General features: G+C 43.8%; 15 protein-coding genes and 1 pseudogene. 6 read left to right on the plus strand and 10 right to left on the minus strand.

All coding sequences use genetic code 11. From position 1 onward, the window contains the following. Nucleotides 1-21: 21 nt before the first annotated feature. From QUA20_RS18495 to QUA20_RS18510, 4 genes are all read right to left on the minus strand, one after another. A complete protein-coding gene (locus tag QUA20_RS18495) occupies nucleotides 22-1,554 on the minus strand; it encodes a reverse transcriptase domain-containing protein (RefSeq protein WP_333190536.1) in 1,533 nt (510 codons plus the stop codon). 200 nt (nucleotides 1,555-1,754) lie between these two features. Next, the gene (locus QUA20_RS18500; RefSeq protein ID WP_333190537.1) at nucleotides 1,755-2,132 is read right to left on the minus strand and encodes a hypothetical protein; all 378 of its coding nucleotides are present in this window, start codon (nucleotides 2,130-2,132) and stop codon (nucleotides 1,755-1,757) included. Between the two features lie 184 nt (nucleotides 2,133-2,316). Then, nucleotides 2,317-5,040, minus strand: a complete 2,724-nt coding sequence (gene topA / locus QUA20_RS18505; protein WP_333190538.1) for a type I DNA topoisomerase — start codon at nucleotides 5,038-5,040, stop codon at nucleotides 2,317-2,319. Nucleotides 5,041-5,137: 97 nt separating this feature from the next. After that, nucleotides 5,138-5,326, minus strand: a complete 189-nt coding sequence (locus QUA20_RS18510; protein WP_333190539.1) for a hypothetical protein — start codon at nucleotides 5,324-5,326, stop codon at nucleotides 5,138-5,140. Between the two features lie 179 nt (nucleotides 5,327-5,505). On the opposite strand from QUA20_RS18510, the gene QUA20_RS18515 reads away from it, so the two are divergent. Then, on the plus strand, nucleotides 5,506-6,267 hold the full coding sequence (locus QUA20_RS18515; protein ID WP_333190540.1) for a VOC family protein: 762 nt from the start codon (nucleotides 5,506-5,508) through the stop codon (nucleotides 6,265-6,267). 14 nt (nucleotides 6,268-6,281) lie between these two features. Here the strand turns inward: QUA20_RS18515 and QUA20_RS18520 are convergent, their stop codons facing one another. The 6 genes from QUA20_RS18520 to QUA20_RS18545 all read right to left on the minus strand — a co-directional run bounded on the left by QUA20_RS18520 (nucleotide 6,282) and on the right by QUA20_RS18545 (nucleotide 11,647). Beyond that, on the minus strand, nucleotides 6,282-6,386 hold the full coding sequence (locus QUA20_RS18520) for an AraC family transcriptional regulator (protein ID WP_333190541.1): 105 nt from the start codon (nucleotides 6,384-6,386) through the stop codon (nucleotides 6,282-6,284). Between the two features lie 393 nt (nucleotides 6,387-6,779). Beyond that, nucleotides 6,780-7,295, minus strand: coding sequence for a helix-turn-helix domain-containing protein (locus tag QUA20_RS18525; protein ID WP_333190542.1), 516 nt, complete (start codon nucleotides 7,293-7,295; stop codon nucleotides 6,780-6,782). Next, nucleotides 7,292-9,415: a SpoIIE family protein phosphatase gene (locus QUA20_RS18530; protein ID WP_333190543.1), complete on the minus strand. Its 2,124-nt coding sequence runs from the start codon at nucleotides 9,413-9,415 to the stop codon at nucleotides 7,292-7,294. The genes QUA20_RS18525 and QUA20_RS18530 overlap by 4 nt, the downstream gene beginning before the upstream one ends. After that, nucleotides 9,412-10,407, minus strand: coding sequence for an ABC transporter substrate-binding protein (locus QUA20_RS18535; protein WP_333190544.1), 996 nt, complete (start codon nucleotides 10,405-10,407; stop codon nucleotides 9,412-9,414). The genes QUA20_RS18530 and QUA20_RS18535 overlap by 4 nt, the downstream gene beginning before the upstream one ends. Further along, on the minus strand, nucleotides 10,404-11,396 hold the full coding sequence (locus QUA20_RS18540; RefSeq protein WP_333190546.1) for an ABC transporter substrate-binding protein: 993 nt from the start codon (nucleotides 11,394-11,396) through the stop codon (nucleotides 10,404-10,406). Before QUA20_RS18540 ends, QUA20_RS18535 begins: the two co-directional genes overlap by 4 nt. A gap of 35 nt (nucleotides 11,397-11,431) precedes the next feature. After that, nucleotides 11,432-11,647, minus strand: a complete 216-nt coding sequence (locus QUA20_RS18545; RefSeq protein WP_333190548.1) for a hypothetical protein — start codon at nucleotides 11,645-11,647, stop codon at nucleotides 11,432-11,434. Between the two features lie 414 nt (nucleotides 11,648-12,061). On the opposite strand from QUA20_RS18545, the gene QUA20_RS18550 reads away from it, so the two are divergent. The 5 genes and pseudogenes from QUA20_RS18550 to QUA20_RS18570 form a co-directional block, all read left to right on the plus strand. Further along, nucleotides 12,062-13,633 carry an NAD(P)H-quinone oxidoreductase subunit N gene (locus QUA20_RS18550; RefSeq protein WP_333190553.1) on the plus strand — a complete coding sequence of 524 codons (1,572 nt, stop codon included), beginning with the start codon at nucleotides 12,062-12,064 and terminating at the stop codon, nucleotides 13,631-13,633. Nucleotides 13,634-13,776: 143 nt separating this feature from the next. Beyond that, nucleotides 13,777-14,376 carry a Uma2 family endonuclease gene (locus QUA20_RS18555; protein WP_333190549.1) on the plus strand — a complete coding sequence of 200 codons (600 nt, stop codon included), beginning with the start codon at nucleotides 13,777-13,779 and terminating at the stop codon, nucleotides 14,374-14,376. A 74-nt stretch (nucleotides 14,377-14,450) separates the two neighbouring features. Further along, nucleotides 14,451-15,143 (plus strand): class I SAM-dependent methyltransferase, encoded by a 693-nt coding sequence (locus QUA20_RS18560; RefSeq protein ID WP_333190550.1) that lies wholly within the window; start codon nucleotides 14,451-14,453, stop codon nucleotides 15,141-15,143. A 220-nt stretch (nucleotides 15,144-15,363) separates the two neighbouring features. Then, a complete protein-coding gene (locus QUA20_RS18565; RefSeq protein ID WP_333190551.1) occupies nucleotides 15,364-16,974 on the plus strand; it encodes a cyclic peptide export ABC transporter in 1,611 nt (536 codons plus the stop codon). A 1-nt stretch (nucleotide 16,975) separates the two neighbouring features. After that, a pseudogene (locus tag QUA20_RS18570) lies at nucleotides 16,976-17,158 on the plus strand (hypothetical protein); the annotation flags it as partial.

Below are 17,158 nucleotides of genomic sequence, written 5' to 3' on the forward strand. Positions count from 1 at the left end.
CCGTGCGCTGCAACCGAATGGTTAGGCTTTCTTTGCCCATTTAGCCAAAACCTGCTCAAATGGTCTCCTGAATGTGCACATATTTAAGAAAAATTTTTTCTCATCTTTTGGAAATCCTGAACAGCCGTATATGTAAGCGATTTGTTGCCAAGTATCCATCATCTGATAGCTCTCTTTATGCTCTCGAAGCCAATCAAAAGCTAAATTTTCTTTGGCTGAAAGAAGTATTTCTCTCCTAACAAATTGGTCACTAGATGAATATCGTCCAGCTAGGTTTGAAAAATGATTTATGTACTTATTCTTGGTAAAAAGGCTTAAAATGGAAAGACGAAAGTATTCGTTACTTTGTACTTCATCAGACTCCAGCAAATCCAGTAATTTTTCTCCAACTTGTATCCATCTCTCTTTTTCCATAGACTGTACAGAAGCCAGATAAGTGCATATATTGGCAAAGCAAGGACCCAAGTTTGCAATTTGTTCAAGGGAAATATCAATAGCATCAGGGTGTCCTATTTGTGTTAATCGCCTGTAAAACCATCGAAGGCGAATATAATCAACTTCACTTTTCTCTATATATTCTTGAATAATAGTTCTAATTATATCGCCAGATATTGTCTTCCAGTCTTCGTGGGAAACTTCATTGTAAGAAACTATTGCATAAGGATTGCCACCTGAATATTTTCTGATAGTCTTTAAGACCTTATCTTCATCAGAGCTAATTGGTCTGTCTTCAACCATCGATCGACAAAAATTACCAAATTCTCCAGCATCATATATCTTTGTCTTGTGCCTCTGAAGCATTAGTCTTTGTTGCTTATCAAGAGTTGATGCAAGAGAGGCTAATGTCTTTTTTGCCAAAGCAGGTGAATCACAGAATATAACAAAATCGTCTGCAAAACGTATAAATTTTATTCCATTAGAAGAGAGTGTATTATCTATTGGAATCATAGCACATTCAGCAATTAAATGCACAGAATGAGGGCCTACGGGTACTCCCCGAGATACTCCTGCTGTTGTTGATTCCAATAAAGAAATTATCCACTTCATGGCTTGGTTGGGAAAGCCTGAAGCAATTAATTGATTCTCAATAACGTGATGATAAATTTGATTGTAGAAATCAGCAACATCGCAATACAAAATTGTTTCAAATTCTCGACTTTTTTGAGAGGCTGTTTCCCAAAAATCATTCCATGCAGTTTGACTGGCATAAAGACCAAATTTAATATCTGGTTGAAATCTATAACTAAATACTTTTGTCGTTGATAATCTTCGATCTTCTATGCCTTGACCATACTGATAAATTAAGGCCGCAAGAATAATTGAATCTTGTGGATATAATTGCGTCGCTTGGCGATATGCTATCTCGTCTTTTGGGACAATGAAACGACGGCAAGAACCAGGAGGAAATGATACTAAATCTTTTCCTTCAATGAGCTTTACAAAATCATCAGCCATTTCATGAATGGCATCGACCTCTAGAATCTTGGGGAATAGATCTCCATCAGAATGATTATGCACAAACTTAATTGCCCAATGAATTGAATCGCTAGTCAAAAACATATATTATTTGTGTAACATCTAACTAAGCGTTAATCCGCAAACACGGGAGCAACACCTGAGCTAGCCTAAAAATATCGCATATTTTGTGTCTAGTCAAGTTCTACTCAACAAAATTATCATAATTTTTCAGGTCGCACATCGCGCTATAGACCAAATAGCCTTTGCAACCCACACTTACTGTACCAAATAAACAACTATCTTCGCTTATTTTTAAGTTTATCAACCGAAAGCTTAGCAATCGTTCCTCTCCAGAGAATTATAATAGGAATGGTAACAAAAACCAAAACTGGCAACGATCCAAACCCTGCTGAAGTGATTGCTGAAATCATAATCAACAAAGCTAAACTTCCAAAAAATATCCATCCAGAAATTAGTACCCACCAAGGAATTCTTCCTCCTGCTAAGCCTCGAAAAGCTCTGCCACGAAGGTATATTTCACTCATTGGATCATATCCAGATGGCACTCTCTCTTCATAAGGAGATTGGGGATTTATAGGAACTTCAACAATGATGCGATCGCGACCTATCTCATCATCGGGAAAAAATTGTTTAGAATCATCATTCTCGCTCATTTTTACCACTTTTTAATTTTTTGAAAAAAATTATATTGTTACCATAACCTAACAGTCCATACTAACAGTACAAACCTATTTATGCAAGTTCGTAACATATTTTAACAACAAAAAAACCGGGCGGGCACGGGGGCACCGCCCCTACACCGTCCGGGTTTCTCGATCAGTGAAAACTAAACTAAAATCACGTTGTCTTCTTCTTAGTCGCAGTCGCAGTCGCCGCCTTCTTAGTAGTCGTTTTTTTCGCCCCAGTCGTCGTCTTTTTAGCAGTGGTTTTCTTCGCCGCAGTCTTCTCAGTTGCAGTCTCGGACTTCGCCGCAGTCTTAGTAGACTTCTTCGACTTGCTGCTAGATTTACCGCCTCCCGCTGCTTCCTTGGTTGCTAACAATTCCAGTGCTCTTTGTAAGGTGAAATTCTCCACAGATTCATCCTTCGACAAAGAAGCATTGATATCGCCGTGTTTCACGTAGGGGCCGTAGCGGCCATCGTAAACATTAAGCGGTTCTCCCGATTCTGGATGCGCGCCCAATTCCTTCAAAGGTGTGGCTGTTTTGCTGCTGCCCCGAACGGCTTTCGGTTGCGCTAACATTTCCAATGCCCGATCGATCTCGATCGTCAAAACATCATCCGGCGGTTTGATCGATCGATAATCTTTCCCCACCTTACCTTGGTCGTGCACCACATAAGGCCCGTACATCCCCAAATTAGCTTGCACCTTCGCCCCCGTCTCCGGGTGAGTGCCCAACAACCGGGGTAAAGTCAACAAACTCACCGCCATATCCAGCGTCACGCTATCCTTATCCGTCCCCTTCGGTAAAGAAGCCCGCTTCGGTTTCTTGTTCGTTTCCGAAACTTCCCCTAACTGAACGTATGGCCCATAACTGCCAATCAGCACATAAATCGGTTCCCCGGTTTCCGGGTGAAGACCCAATTTTTCCGGGCCTTCCGTTTTTTGCTTTAACAGAAACTCCACTTGTTCCGGGTCTAAATCTGCCGGCGTCAAATCTTGGGGAATCGATGCTTTTACCAGACCTTCTTCGCTTTCAGATTCCAGGTATGCGCCGAATTTGCCGATGCACACTTTAGCAGTAATATTCTCCAATACCACAGTTCGGGCTACTTTCGCATCAATCTGACTTTCCTGTTCTTTGACTTGAGTTGCGAGCCCGGTTTCCCCTGTATAAAACTTTTGCAAATACGGCAGCCATTTCGCCTCGCCGGTGGCAATTTCATCGAGGGTTTGTTCCATTCGGGAAGTAAAACCGGTGTCTACTAAATCGGGAAAATGTGTTTCCAATAAAGTGGTGACGGCGAAAGCGGTGAATGTCGGAATTAGGGCGTTAGCTATTAATTTCGCATATCCCCGATCGACAATTGTACCGATAATACTCGCATAGGTACTCGGACGGCCCACACCTTCGCTTTCGAGCATTTTGACCAGAGAAGCTTCCGTATAGCGGGCGGGAGGTTGAGTTTCGTGGCCAACTGCCTCTAAATCCTTACAATTAGGTTTATCCCCCACCTTCAGCGCCGGCAAAATCACCTCTTGGTCTTCCAACGCCGCATTCGGATCGTCGGAACCTTCCACGTAGGCCCGCAAAAAGCCTGGAAAATCAATGCGTTTGCCGCTGGAACGGAAACCGGCATCTTCTACCTGAGTTAATACAGTGACGTGAGTTTGGCGGGAATCGGCCATTTGAGAAGCCACAGTCCGCTTCCAAATCAAATCATAGAGGCGGAAATCAATCCCATCCAATCCCGTTTGCTGCGGAGTCCGAAAAGTGCTGCCGGCGGGACGGATAGCTTCGTGGGCTTCTTGGGCGCCTTTGCTTTTCGTGGTGTATTTGCGCGGTTCGGGGCTGAGGTATTCGCTGCCGTAAAGTTCTTGCACGCAACTGCGCGCCGCTGCGATCGCCTGTTCGGACAAATGCACCGAATCCGTCCGCATATAGGTGATAAAACCGCGTTCGTAGAGACTTTGGGCAATGCGCATAGTTTCCCTTGCACCCAGCCGCAGCTTGCGGTTAGCTTCCTGCTGCAAAGTCGAGGTCGTAAACGGTGGCGAAGGTTTGCGGGTGACTGGCCGTTCTTCTAGATTGGTGACAGTCCAAGGTTTGTTTTGAATGCGTGAAAGTAAAGCCCGCGCCTGTTCTTCGTTGAGCAAAAGTACGCGGCGGCCGGAGATAATTTGCCCGGTATTTTCATCAAAATCGCTGCCGTTTGCAACTTTCACCTTGCCGACTGTCACGAGTTTGGCATCAAAGGAAATTTTGCCCTTTTCCAAAAGGGCTTTTAAATCCCAGTAACTACCTTGGCGGAAGGCGCGGCGTTCCCGTTCCCGGCGCACCAACAGGCGTACAGCGACTGACTGTACTCTACCGGCGGACAAACCCCAAGCGATTTTTTTCCACAGCAGCGGAGAGAGTGTGTAACCGACGAGTCGATCGAGAATTCGGCGAGTTTCTTGGGCTTGTACAACTCGATTGTCGATATCGCGGCAGTGAGTTAAGGCGTCGCGGATAGCTTCGCGGGTGATTTCGTGAAACACCATCCGCTTGATGGGCACTTTGGGTTTGAGGATTTGCAGCAAATGCCAGGAAATGCTTTCGCCTTCCCGGTCTTCGTCAGTGGCTAGAATCAGTTCTGTGGCGTCTTTGAGGGCGTCTTTGAGTTCTTTAACAATTTTCTTTTTATCTTTCGGGATGACGTAGAGGGGTTCAAAGTCTGCCTCCACGTTTACGCCGAGTTGCGCCCATTTTTCTCCTTTAACGGCTTCTGGTATTTCTTCGGCGGAGGATGGTAGGTCGCGGACATGGCCCATCGATGCCTCTACACGATAGGTGGAGGGCAGGAAGTTGCGGATGGTACGGGCTTTTGTGGGAGATTCGACGATGACTAAGGTTGACATGGCATCTTTTAAATATGGATGGCAGCGCAGCTAGAGGGTCTAAGTTAGAGAGTGTAGGTCAGATGTCAAGGCTTCTTTCAACTTTGGGCGATTATTTTCAAACTACCTTAATTTTTAAGTTACTGCCGATCGGGTGGCAGGTGACAATGTGATGAGATTTTACTGCTTTCGGGGCAGAGGCTGCGAATCGCGTCTCTACAAGATGCACCGGAGGATGACCTGACTCTAACAGAATTGTCGGTAACTGGATGTTGAGACTGCTGGATGCGGGCGGATGGTTCCTCAATCTGGTTGTAACTTGAAGCTTGGGAATTTTGGGCGATCGATTGCGCGATTTTAGATTTTAGATTTTAGATTGGGAAAGATTGACTCAGGAGAGGTTTGGGACTATCGATTGCGCGATTTTAGATTTTAGATTGGGAAAGATTGACTCAGGAGATGTTTGGGACTTTGGTACAGTACGCTGTGCAGTATAAGCGCGGCGATCGGAAAAAAAGCAATCACAGAGGATTAAAATTATTTGAGCGATCGATCGATTCTCTGAACAATGCTATGACATTTGAATTCGACCATCTTTTCATCCTTACTGATATTGGTGCTTCGGCGGAAGCTAATCGTTTATCATCCTTCGGTTTAGTTGAGGGTGCATCTCGCATTCATCGCGGACAAGGTACAGCCAATCGCTGTTTCTTTTTCCATAACGCAATGTTGGAATTGTTATGGATTCACGATCCAGAAGAGGCGCAGTCTGAGCCAATTCATCAGACTCGTCTTTGGGAGCGATCGACAAATCGGAATAATGGTGCGTGTCCATTTGGCATTTGTTTGCGTCCAGCCCAAGGTTCTGAGGACACAGTTGCATTTTCTAGTTGGGCATATCGTCCACCTTATTTATCTGAAACGATGAGTATCGCGGTAGGAACAAATAGTGATGTGTTGACAGAACCGATGCTTTTCCAAATTTCCTTTAGTAAACGTCCAGATCGATACTCTGCTGATAAGTCACAGCCTTTGGATCATGGTGTGGGTTTACGCGAAATTACTCGTGTAGAATTAGTCAGTCCTGCTGCCAATAATCCGTCACCTGAACTTCAAGCAGTGCTGGAGACAAATCAGGTAAAGTTACGGATAGGAACCGAGTATTTTGTGGAGCTTGGTTTTGATGAAGAAGTGCAGGGACAACAAATAGATTTTCGACCTGGATTGCCGCTTATTATCAGTTGGTAGTTTGAACCCGCCAGCTAACAATGAGTTCTATAAGCTGTAGGAGTCATACCCGTAAGCTGCCGAAACTGTTTACTCAAATGGCTGCGGCTATTGAACCCACACTTTAAGCTAATTTCCATAATCGATCGCTCTTTTTATTTTAACAACTGCTTTGCCCTATCAATATCCGCTGTTGCAGCAGATATTTATCAGGAGCCCTGCCGATCGCCTCTTTGAACAGATGACTAAATTAAAAGTTACTCATGCCTAGCAATGCAGCTAAATCAGCAAGTTTGAGGTCTTGACTTAGATATTTGTTGATGTATAGTATTTATCAGCTTTGTGGGGGAACTGTCCATATAAATAATAGCATGAGAAAACTCCATTTCACTTTACCTATTGGTTTGACTCCAAAAGCTGTAATCTTGTTTTTTTCAATTGTTTTTAAGCAAATTTATTCTCGTTTCATCTTGAAACCAATATTTGAGTTTATTTTTTTGCTGGATTTGCGGTAGTAGACTCTAACCATCAAGCTACTTTGAGGAATTTTCTTGAGTTTTTTTTATTTTCAACTCGATGTCGGCATCCTGAGCTTTTTCGTTATTCACAGGCTTCGATACCTTTAATTTGGCCTTCATGCGATAGTGTAATTGCTTGTGTAATGTTTGATATTTAACTGATACGTGATAGTTATCTTCTACCCATTGACCAATTTCTTTATAAGTCTTAAAATCACAGGATTCTTCACTTAATTTTTGTGAAAGTCCGGCTATTACCGCTGAGGGAATTACTCGGGGTCTACCAGTTGGTTGGCGTATTTTTAACAGTTCTGGCAGACCGCCCGCCATATATTGTTTTAACCATCTATGTACAGTAATTCTATGTACACCTAAACGTTCAGCTACATCTGTAAGGCTTTGACTCGCTCCAGCTTTTAACCAATAAAGTGCCTGAACTTTTTGTCGATTAGCTAGAGTTCGCTCCTGCGACAGAATTTTTTTTAACTCGTCTGCTGTTAAATCAATTCTTTCTTGGTAGTTTACTTTCATAAAGTATTCCTCAAACTTTCAGCTTGATTGTAGCATTTTTTTTGATAACTGATATTATTAACTAAATTTCCCTTTTCAGTAACGTCCGCCTGCCGCTTAAAGACTAGCAACGTAATATCATCAAACACTTTCTGCTTACCGATATGTTGCCGTACATCTACAATCACCGCATCCTTAACTTCTGCAGCAGACTTGTGCCAATTTTGACTGATGACTTCACAGAGTTGCTTAAGTCCATACTGCTTTTTGCCGATGTTATAGGCTTCTGGAATGCCATCGGTATATAGCACCACGCCATCTCCAGGTTCTAGCTCAATCAGGATGTGACTGATGAAGCGTGCGATATCATCATCTAAAGCGATCGGCAAGCCTAAATCCATCGTGTCGATGCGCTCAACCTCTCCATTTTTTCGCACCACTAGCGTTTCTTCATGCTGACCGCTGATGCTGATAAGTCCTTCGGAGTAACTCAAAATCGCCAGCGTCAGACTTTTTTCAGAATTCATGCGCTGCACGTTTTTGTAGAGGGTACGGTTGAGTACATCCAGGAATCGAACGGGGTCGAGTTCACGAATCTCTTGCAGAGTGCGAACTGAGGTTTGCGCCATCAGCATCAGAATGCCGCTTTCCAGGCCGTGTCCGGTGACATCACCGATAGCCAGTGTGACAATACCATCGATCTGTAGCACGTCGTAGTAGTCACCTCCTACTTCATCGGCGGGTTCCATGTATCCGGCGATATCTAGTCCGTCAATTTCCAGTTCCTCAGGGTTGGGCAAAATCATTTGCTGGATCTGACGCGCCACATTCAATTCTGCACCTAAGCGGAGGTTGTCTACTTTGAGTTTGTCGTTGAGGGCAATGATTTCTTGATTAGCATTAGCGAGTTCTGCTGTTCGTTCTTTAACTTTGTCTTCGAGGGTTTCAAAGGATTCTTTTAGTTGCCTCGCCATGCTGTTGAAGGATCGTGCCAGCAGACCGATTTCGTCTTGCGATCGCATCTTCACACGGATGTCTAAGTTACCCGCCGTAAACTGGGCAACCGCTTGGGTGAGGTCAATCAGAGGCTTTGTTAATAGTTGTGCGATCGCAAAAGCGATGATAGTTACAATTCCGGCGATGATTGCTAATAAAAGAAGTGCATCGCGTATTTGTTTTTCTACAGGTGCTAGGGCAACGGCAATCGGCTGTGCGAAAACGACTGACCAACGTTGACGTTTCAGGTGGGCGATCGCTAAAAGGCTCAACTCATTATTACCAGTAGCTGCCAATCGTGTGGTTAGATAAGGCTGTTTAGTGTCTAATGCTTGCTTGAGGTCGGGCAAATTGATTGCAAGTTCTTTCGTTAGATTCTTAGGCAAACGCCCTTCGCGTTGCAGTTTCGCTACAACATTGGGTGACAAAGGCACAATCGATTTGAAAAGGAGTTCGGGTTTAGTGCTATGTGCCAGATGAATATAGTGATTATCTAAAAGAACTGCTAACGATTTCGCACCTGCGTGTTCAGTTTCCCTAGTCACCAACTGCTGGACAGATGTGGCATTGTATGTCACCCGCAATACACCCAATATATTTCCCTTCGCATCGCGAACAGGACTGCTAAAAAAAAGCGTAACGAGGTTGGGAATTGTCGGCGATTGCCTCATACTAGAAACAAAAGGTCGTTGAGTTTTGAGCGGTTCTTGGAAGTAATCTTGACCGGATTCATCTCGTCCAACATCCGGTGTATTCGTATCGAGTACATTCCGTCCCTGTAAGTTGAGCAAGGCATAGGAGATAATATTAAGCATATCTTTGCGACTGAGCCGGGTTAAGGTTTCAGTCGCTAACATCTCTTGGGGACTACCATTTCGCCGTTCTGGAGGTAGGCCCAGATAGGCGGCCAAACCTGGTAAAATCGCTTCTACGCGCACGGCATCGAGATTCCCATTAATAAACCCATCTATTCTGTAAGCGGTTTCGTTAGCCGCTGCAGATAGGGCTTGTCGTGCGTTGTCGGTCAAGGCATTTTCAGTTGTATGTTTGTCGATAAATGCTAACAGCAGCAATGGAATCAGAGCAACGACGAGAAACGACACGATTAACTTTGTACGAATGCTATTGAAAAAGGAGCGCTTCATGGTTTCAGACTAGGAGGGGGGGTTAAGAAAGAAGAATTGAACAAGGTTTCTAGATTATTGGGAAGGCGCGTCACATTGCCAGCGCGAAGAAAAAAGTCCGCATATTTCTGGGCGGTTTTGTAGATATAATGAGGACTGTCTGATTGAAAGAACTTTTGATTTTCTGCAAAGCCAGTGAGGTCTATTCCCTCGAAAGGTCTTGTATTGCTGGGAATATTCAATGCTTTGCTCACGATCGCGTTTCCTTCGGTAATATTTGCTTTCCAATATGACAAGCCTTGAAACCAGCCTCGCACAAAGGCGCGAATATCTTCGGGGCGATCGCGTATGGCCTCACCCCGAAACGCGATCAAATCCAAAATTAAGCCTGGGGTTTGTTTGCTTGTAAACAAAATTTTCCCTCCTAATTTTAATGATTCAGAAAGATGCGGTTCCCAAGTGTGCCCTGCTTGGATAGCATTGTTTTGTAAGCGCTGGGGAACGTCTAAACCATCAACTTTAACCAGCCTAACATCATCGCTCGTCAGCTTATAGATTTTCAACATCTCAGTAACGAAAACTTCGCTAAAGCCGCCTAGATTTGCACCAAGTTTTTTTCCTTTCAAGTTAAGAATTGTTTTAATGTCCGATTGCGCGACTACCACATCTGCACCTGTCGATTCATCCACAACCATCACAGCTTGGATATCAGGATTTGTGGCACTCAAGATCATGAAATCTCCCAAGGTTAATCCAATCCCATCATACTTCCCTGCACTGAAATCTGCTTGTTGCAATTGTAAGTAGTCTACATAGCTCAGTTCCACGTCTATCCCTTGCGCTTTGAAGAATCCTTTCTCTTGAGCAATGATGCCAGGTCTATGGCCAACAAAAGAGATAAAACTTACTTTCAGGGGAGGACGTTTTACTTTTAGAGATTCCGGAGAATGACAAGCAAACAGCAGCCAGCAGGTAATAATAATAAAGATGCTGTTGAAAAAGGTGCGCTTCATGGTTTCAGACTAGGAGGGGGGGCTAAGAAAGAAGAATTGAACAAGGTTTCTAGATTGGGAAGGCGCGTCACATTGCCAGCGCGAATAAAAAAGTCCGCATACTTATTGGCGGTTTTGTAGATATAATTAGGACTGTCTGATTGAAAGAACTTTTGATTTTCTGCAAAGTCAGTCAGGTCTATTCCCTCGAAAGAGATTGTCTGGCTGGGAATATTCAACGCTTTGCTCACGATCTCGTTTCCTTCGGGAATATTTGCTTCCCAATATGACAAGCCTTGAAGCCAGCCTCGCACAAAGGCGCGAATATCTTCGGGGCGATCGCGTATGGTCTCACCCCGAAACGCGAGCAAATCTAAAATTAAGCCTGGGGTTTGTTTGCTTGTAAACAAAATTTTTGCCCCTAATTTTAATGCTTCAGAAAGATGCGGTTCCCAAGTGTGTCCTGCTTGGATAGTATTGTTTTGTAAGCGCTCAGGAACTTCTAAAGCCTCGACTTTAACCAGCCTAACATCATCGCTCGTCAGGTTAGAGGTTTTCAACATCTCAGTAACGAAGACTTCGCTAAAACTGCCTAGATGTGTACCAAGTTTTTTTCCTTTCAAGTTAGGGATTGTTTTAATCTCCGATTGCGCGACTACCACATCTGCACCTGTCGATTCATCCACAACCATCACAGCTTGCATATCAGGATTTGTGGCGCTCAAGATCATAAAATCTCCCAAGGTCAATCCGATCCCATCATACTTCCCTGCACTGAAATCCGCGTCTTGCAATTGTGAGTAGTCTACATAGCTCAGTTCCACGTCTATTCCTTGCGCTTTGAAGAATCCTTTCTCTTGAGCAATGATGAGAGGTGTATAGCCAACAAAAGGAACACAAGATACTTTTAGGGGAGGACGTTTTACTTTTAGAGGCTCCCGAAAATGACAAGCAAACAGCAGCCAGCAAGTAATAATAAAAATACAGATGCAATTGAGTGGTTTAGACATACTATATAGAGCATTCCTGGTGTAGAAAAGGCGACTCATATTTTCTTAAGCCCGATCGACCTAAGTGCATCGTCCGCAATCGCCGCTAAACCTGTTCCGGTGGCGATATCTAGAACTTGCTGGCTCGATCGCACTTTTATCAATTTTACTAACCGAGTTGCAGCCTGTTTGTGAAATTCATTCTCGTAGTCGCGGCGGTTGTTGAAGTCATTGAGAATCTGCTGTTTGTAGGCACTTAGCGAGTCAGTCATGCCGAATTACTGGTTTAACTTTCTACATTGTGGCAGTTATGGTCGATCGCGACGATAGCCGCCGGTGACATCAGTCAATCGATTTTAGATTTTAGATTTTAGATTTTAGATTAAAGAATTGAAGGATTGACCCCACGGATAAATTCGGGGGCTCCTTTATCGGATACAGGTTTTTTATTTCTGGACGGATGAATCCGGGGGCTTGTATCCTGGATGCTTTCGGTCAGCAATCTCTACAATGCCCGCAAATGTATGCAAAACCGCTACCGAGTATCCACTCCCCCGCAACAAACACCCGCCCAACTCGGCTCGCGAAGCTCTAATCCGCTACAATCTGTGTTTGGTAAAGAATTTTTACGAGTTCGCTGCCCATTACAGCCTTTGCGGCTTGTACTACCCAACCTGCGTGAAAATATGGATTTTGCTACTCTTGCCGCCCAGCTAAATGCTGGAACTATCTTACCGGAGGGAATTGTCATCATCACCCTCTTGGTTGTTCTCGTCGGCGATTTAATCGTAGGCCGCAGTTCCTCGGGTTGGACTCCCTACGTTGCCGTTGCGGGTTTGCTGGCCGCCGTCGCTGCTTTATGTTTGCAGTGGGATAACACGGATACCATCTCGTTTCTGGGCGGTTTTAACAGCGATGCCTTGAGTTTACTGTTTCGCGGAATTATCGCTTTGACTACGGCTGTCACTATTTTGATATCCGTCCGCTATGTACTGCAAACGGGTACTGCTTTAGCGGAATTTATCGGCATTTTGCTCAGCGCTACTTTGGGGGGAATGTTCCTCAGCGGCGCTGATGAATTGGTGATGATTTTTATTTCGTTGGAAACTCTGAGTATCTCGTCTTATTTGCTGACGGGTTACACAAAACGCGACCCGCGTTCCAATGAAGCTGCTTTGAAATATTTGTTAATTGGGTCGTCTTCTTCGGCAGTGTTTCTCTACGGGCTTTCGTTGCTATACGGGTTGTCTGGCGGCGAAACTAAGCTGAGTGCGATCGCGGCTAGCCTTTCTACTGTAAATGAAGGTCAATCTCTCGGTTTAGTGATTGCTTTGGTTTTTACGATCGCCGGAATCGCCTTCAAAATCTCTGCTGTGCCCTTCCACCAATGGACTCCTGACGTTTACGAAGGTTCTCCTACACCCGTTGTTGCTTTCCTTTCTGTCGGTTCCAAAGCAGCCGGTTTTGCCCTAGCAATCCGCTTGTTAACAACTGCTTTCCCCGCACTTACCGAACAGTGGCACTTCGTATTCACGGCCTTAGCCATTCTCAGCATGGTGTTGGGAAATGTGGTTGCCCTCGCCCAGACTAGCATGAAGCGGCTTTTGGCTTATTCGTCGATCGCCCAAGCCGGTTTTGTAATGATTGGTTTGGTTGCAGGCACAGAAGCCGGTTACTCCAGCATGATATTTTATCTGTTGGTTTACGTGTTCATGAACTTGGGCGCTTTCGCCTGCATCATTCTGTTCTCCCTGCGGACTGGAACCGACCAAATTAGCGAATACTCGGGTTTGTATCAAAAAGACCCGCTGCTAACTTTAACGTTGAGTATTTGCCTGCTTTCTCTCGGCGGAATTCCGCCCCTGGCTGGATTTTTCGGCAAAATTTATCTGTTCTGGGCAGGCTGGCAAGCTGGACTTTACGGCTTAGTTATCCTGGGATTAATTACCACTGTGGTTTCGATTTACTACTACATCCGCGTTGTTAAGATGATGGTAGTGAAGGAACCTCAAGAGATGTCAGACGCGGTAAAAAATTATCCCGAAGTTCGCTGGAACCTTCAGGGAATGCGGCCTTTGCAGGTCAGCGTTGTACTCACCTTAGTTGCGACCAGTTTGGCAGGAATTTTGTCTAATCCTTTGTTTAATTTAGCAAACGATTCTGTTACCAAAACTACCCTGTTGCAGTCAGCATTGAGTCACGTTGTACCGATTTCGGCTGCAAAAGTTGAATCTAATTTGTTGTCTCACCGGGATTAAGTTTACCTGGTTTTGCAATCTTGAAAAGCGCCTAACTTTGTGAAGTTGGGCGTTTCTTTTTTGTTGTGATATACTGTCAAGTATGATTTTTAACCGCAGATGTAGGCAGATAAACGCAGATAAAAGTTAGTACAGAGGCAACCATGTTAGTACAAAGTAAAGAAAAGTTTTATACTCCAGATGAGTACCGGGAGTTAGAGGAAACTGCTGAGTTTAGAAATGAATACCGGGATGGAGAAATTGTACAAATGAGTGGTGGTAGTATTAATCACAGCCAGATAATCGGTAATATTTATGCGTTCTTAAAATCTGCTTTGCGGGGAAAGAATGCCAGACCATTTATGAGCGATTTGCGGTTGTGGATTCCTCGGTATCGACGCGGGACTTATCCAGATATGATGGTAGTTGAAGGAGAATTAGTTTGCACAGAGGGACGGAAAGATGAAATACTCAATCCTGTGCTGATTGTGGAAGTGCTTTCTAAGTCTACCAAGGATTTCGATCGGGAGGATAAGTTTCGGTTTTATAGATCGATCCCTGAATTCCGTGAATATGTGTTAGTCTATCAATCTGAGTTTTTAGTCGCACAATATATTAAAACAGAATCAAATGAATGGTTGTTTCGGGAATATGAGGGAGAATCAGCAATAGTTTCCTTCGCTTCAATGGAAGTGCAAATGTCCATGCTCGATATTTATGAGCTGGTTGTATTTGAAACCCAAGAAACGGAAGTACAGGAATGAAATTCATCCTAGTGGGGGATGCGAAGCTTAACTTTATGACTGGCAAACCAAAATATAGCTATTAGGAAAGGAACATGACAATCCCAGAAAGCCTCCAAGAACAAGTTGATTACTACCGTGCCAGAGCTAGCGAATATGATGAATGGTTTTACAGAATAGGTCGTTACGATCGCGGAGCGGAATTTAACCAGCGTTGGTTTAATCAGGTTGCCGTTGTTAAAAGTGCTTTACATAAACTTGGCAAATTTGCAAGTGTTTTAGAGTTGGCTTGCGGTACGGGTATTTGGACTGCTGAACTTTTGCAGGTGGGCGAGGAACTCGATGCTTTTGATGCCGCGCCAGAAGTTATCGAAATTAACCGCCAAAAGCTAAATGCTTCTCAAGTTACTTACCGACAGATCGATTTATTTTCATGGGAACCCGATCGCGAGTACGATCTAGTTTTCTTTGCTTTTTGGCTTTCTCACGTACCCCCAACTTTAGTGGATGAGTTTTTGGAAAAAGTTTACCGATCGGTTCGCTTTGGGGGACAAGTATTTATCGTTGACTCTTTATTTGAAGAAACATCTTCAGCCACAAATCATATTCTGAAGGATGAAACCAGTATTTGCCAAAATCGCAAGTTAAATGACGGTCGAGAATTTCAAGTTTTTAAAGTTTATTACCAGCAGGATTCGCTTTTAGAAAAATTAGCTAAAATCGGGTTTAAAGCCGAAGTTAAGGTGACAGAAAGCTATTTTATTTACGCTACCGGGATTAAGATTTAAAGTTTTCGTTCCTAATCAGTCGCGCTATCTGTAGAGAAGATGAGGACATTTTTGGAAAAAATTTGCCAAATAGACAGTCATGGACGCAGAGTGTCCATATATAGTTTTTTGTATGGGCAATCCCCCCGTGGTTGCCCCTAAATCTGGAAAAAATTGGCAAAATAGGTAAGGGTGCGATCGAGCTCTGACTACCGTCAAAAATCAACCTCAATAAACTTCTATGAATGTAATTTGGTTACTGTTAAAAGCTTCTTGGTTAAATGTTTCCATCGCCATACTGACAGGCTTAATCAGCGGCGGTTGCAGCGCTATGTTAATTGCTCTAATCAACCGCGCCATTAGCGACAATTCAAATCAGAATTTAGTCTGGTATTTTGCCGGATTAGCAGTTTTGGCTCTCGTCGCCGGAGTCATCTCGCAATTTTTGTTAATCTACCTTTCTCAAGAAGCTGTTTACAATCTGCGGCTGAGTTTGAGCCGTGGCATTTTGTCTACTCCTTTGCGGAATTTGGAAGAGTTGGGCGCTAACCGCTTGCTGGCAACTCTCACAGATGATGTGGGAACGCTTTCTAATACTATATTTTTGATTCCTTTTCTCTGTGTTGATATCGCCGTTGTTATCGGCTGTTTAACTTATTTAAGCACGATTTCAGGTACAGTTTTTGTTGTTGTATTTTGTTTTATGGTGCTGACGATTGGCACGGTGCAGTTGTTGCTCAATAAAATGCGGAAATTCTTCGACTTAGCTAGAGAAGAACAAGATATATTGTTTAAGCATTTTCGCAGTATTACTGATGGAATTAAGGAACTAAAACTGCATTCCTTGCGCCGCCAAGAGTTTTTTACGGAAGAATTGCAGGGGAGTGCTGATGCTTCCCGCAATTATAACGTGACTGCTTTGAATACTGGTGCAGTTGCGATGGGAGTTGGGCAGTTGCTGTTTTTTATGCTGATGGGTTTGTTGTTATTTGTCTTACCCAAATTTGTGCCTGTTTCAACTCCGGTTTTGTCAGCTTACATTCTGACAAGTACCTATTTGATGTCTCCGTTTAACAATATTTTGCAAAGGTTGCCGGCGCTTTTTCGTGCTAATACTTCTGTGGAAAAGATAGAGAGAATGGGATTGGCTTTGGCGAGTCAAGCTGAGATAACTTCAACGGTTAAACTGCCGGACACGGCTCAGTGGGAGACGCTGGAGTTAAATCGAGTAATTCACAGCTATCCGGGAGAAAAAGAAGACAGCAATTTTAGTTTGGGCGAGCTTAATTTGAAGTTTCATCCCGGTCAATTGGTGTTTATAATTGGCGGGAATGGCAGCGGTAAGTCTACTTTAGCTAAGTTAATCACTGGTTTGTATATTCCTGAATCGGGAAAAATTATCCTAGATGGCCAGCCGATTACTGAGGAAAATCGAGAGTGGTACAGGCAGCATTTTTCTGCGATTTATTCGGATTTCTATCTGTTTGAAAGGCTTTTGGGGATGACTAATCACGATTTGGACAAGCAGGCTGCTGAATATTTGCGAGAGTTTCATTTGGAAAATAAAGTTCAGGTGAAAGATGGAGTTTTGTCAACTACGGCTTTGTCTCAGGGACAGCGAAAGCGGCTGGCTTTGCTGACGGCGTATTTGGAGGATAGACCGATTTATTTGTTTGATGAATGGGCTTCGGATCAAGATCCGTTTTTCCGGGATATTTTTTACAAGCAGTTGCTACCGGAGTTGAAGCGGCGGGGGAAAACGGTTTTTGTGATTAGTCACGATGACCGCTATTTTGATTTAGCCGACCGCGCAATTAAACTAGATTACGGTAAAGTAGAGTATGACCGATAAAATGGATAACTACCGAATTGTCGAAACTTTGAATGACAGCCAGGTTTCCGACTTGATGGATTTGTACAAAAACGAGTTTTGGAGCGACAAGCGGACGCGGGAGGATGGGGAGCGTGTCACTTTTGCGACAAGTATAAATACTCAAAACAAGTGGGGCAAAGGTTTTGAGCTATTGTTGGCAAAA

Origin of the sequence: Microcoleus sp. Pol7_A1 (genome assembly GCF_036701085.1) — a bacterium.
GTDB lineage: Bacteria > Cyanobacteriota > Cyanobacteriia > Cyanobacteriales > Microcoleaceae > Microcoleus > Microcoleus asticus.

Bases quoted from the DNA above. Each gene is read 5' to 3' on its own strand.
- QUA20_RS18500 (WP_333190537.1), bottom strand. From the start codon at position 2,132: ATGAGCGAGAATGATGATTCTAAACAATTTTTTCCCGATGATGAGATA.
- topA (WP_333190538.1), bottom strand. From the start codon at position 5,040: ATGTCAACCTTAGTCATCGTCGAATCTCCCACAAAAGCCCGTACCATC.
- QUA20_RS18520 (WP_333190541.1), bottom strand. From the start codon at position 6,386: ATGGAAATTAGCTTAAAGTGTGGGTTCAATAGCCGCAGCCATTTGAGT.
- QUA20_RS18525 (WP_333190542.1), bottom strand. From the start codon at position 7,295: ATGAAAGTAAACTACCAAGAAAGAATTGATTTAACAGCAGACGAGTTA.
- QUA20_RS18530 (WP_333190543.1), bottom strand. From the start codon at position 9,415: ATGAAGCGCTCCTTTTTCAATAGCATTCGTACAAAGTTAATCGTGTCG.
- QUA20_RS18535 (WP_333190544.1), bottom strand. From the start codon at position 10,407: ATGAAGCGCACCTTTTTCAACAGCATCTTTATTATTATTACCTGCTGG.
- QUA20_RS18540 (WP_333190546.1), bottom strand. From the start codon at position 11,396: ATGTCTAAACCACTCAATTGCATCTGTATTTTTATTATTACTTGCTGG.
- QUA20_RS18545 (WP_333190548.1), bottom strand. From the start codon at position 11,647: ATGACTGACTCGCTAAGTGCCTACAAACAGCAGATTCTCAATGACTTC.
- QUA20_RS18550 (WP_333190553.1), top strand. From the start codon at position 12,062: ATGGATTTTGCTACTCTTGCCGCCCAGCTAAATGCTGGAACTATCTTA.
- QUA20_RS18555 (WP_333190549.1), top strand. From the start codon at position 13,777: ATGTTAGTACAAAGTAAAGAAAAGTTTTATACTCCAGATGAGTACCGG.
- QUA20_RS18560 (WP_333190550.1), top strand. From the start codon at position 14,451: ATGACAATCCCAGAAAGCCTCCAAGAACAAGTTGATTACTACCGTGCC.
- QUA20_RS18565 (WP_333190551.1), top strand. From the start codon at position 15,364: ATGAATGTAATTTGGTTACTGTTAAAAGCTTCTTGGTTAAATGTTTCC.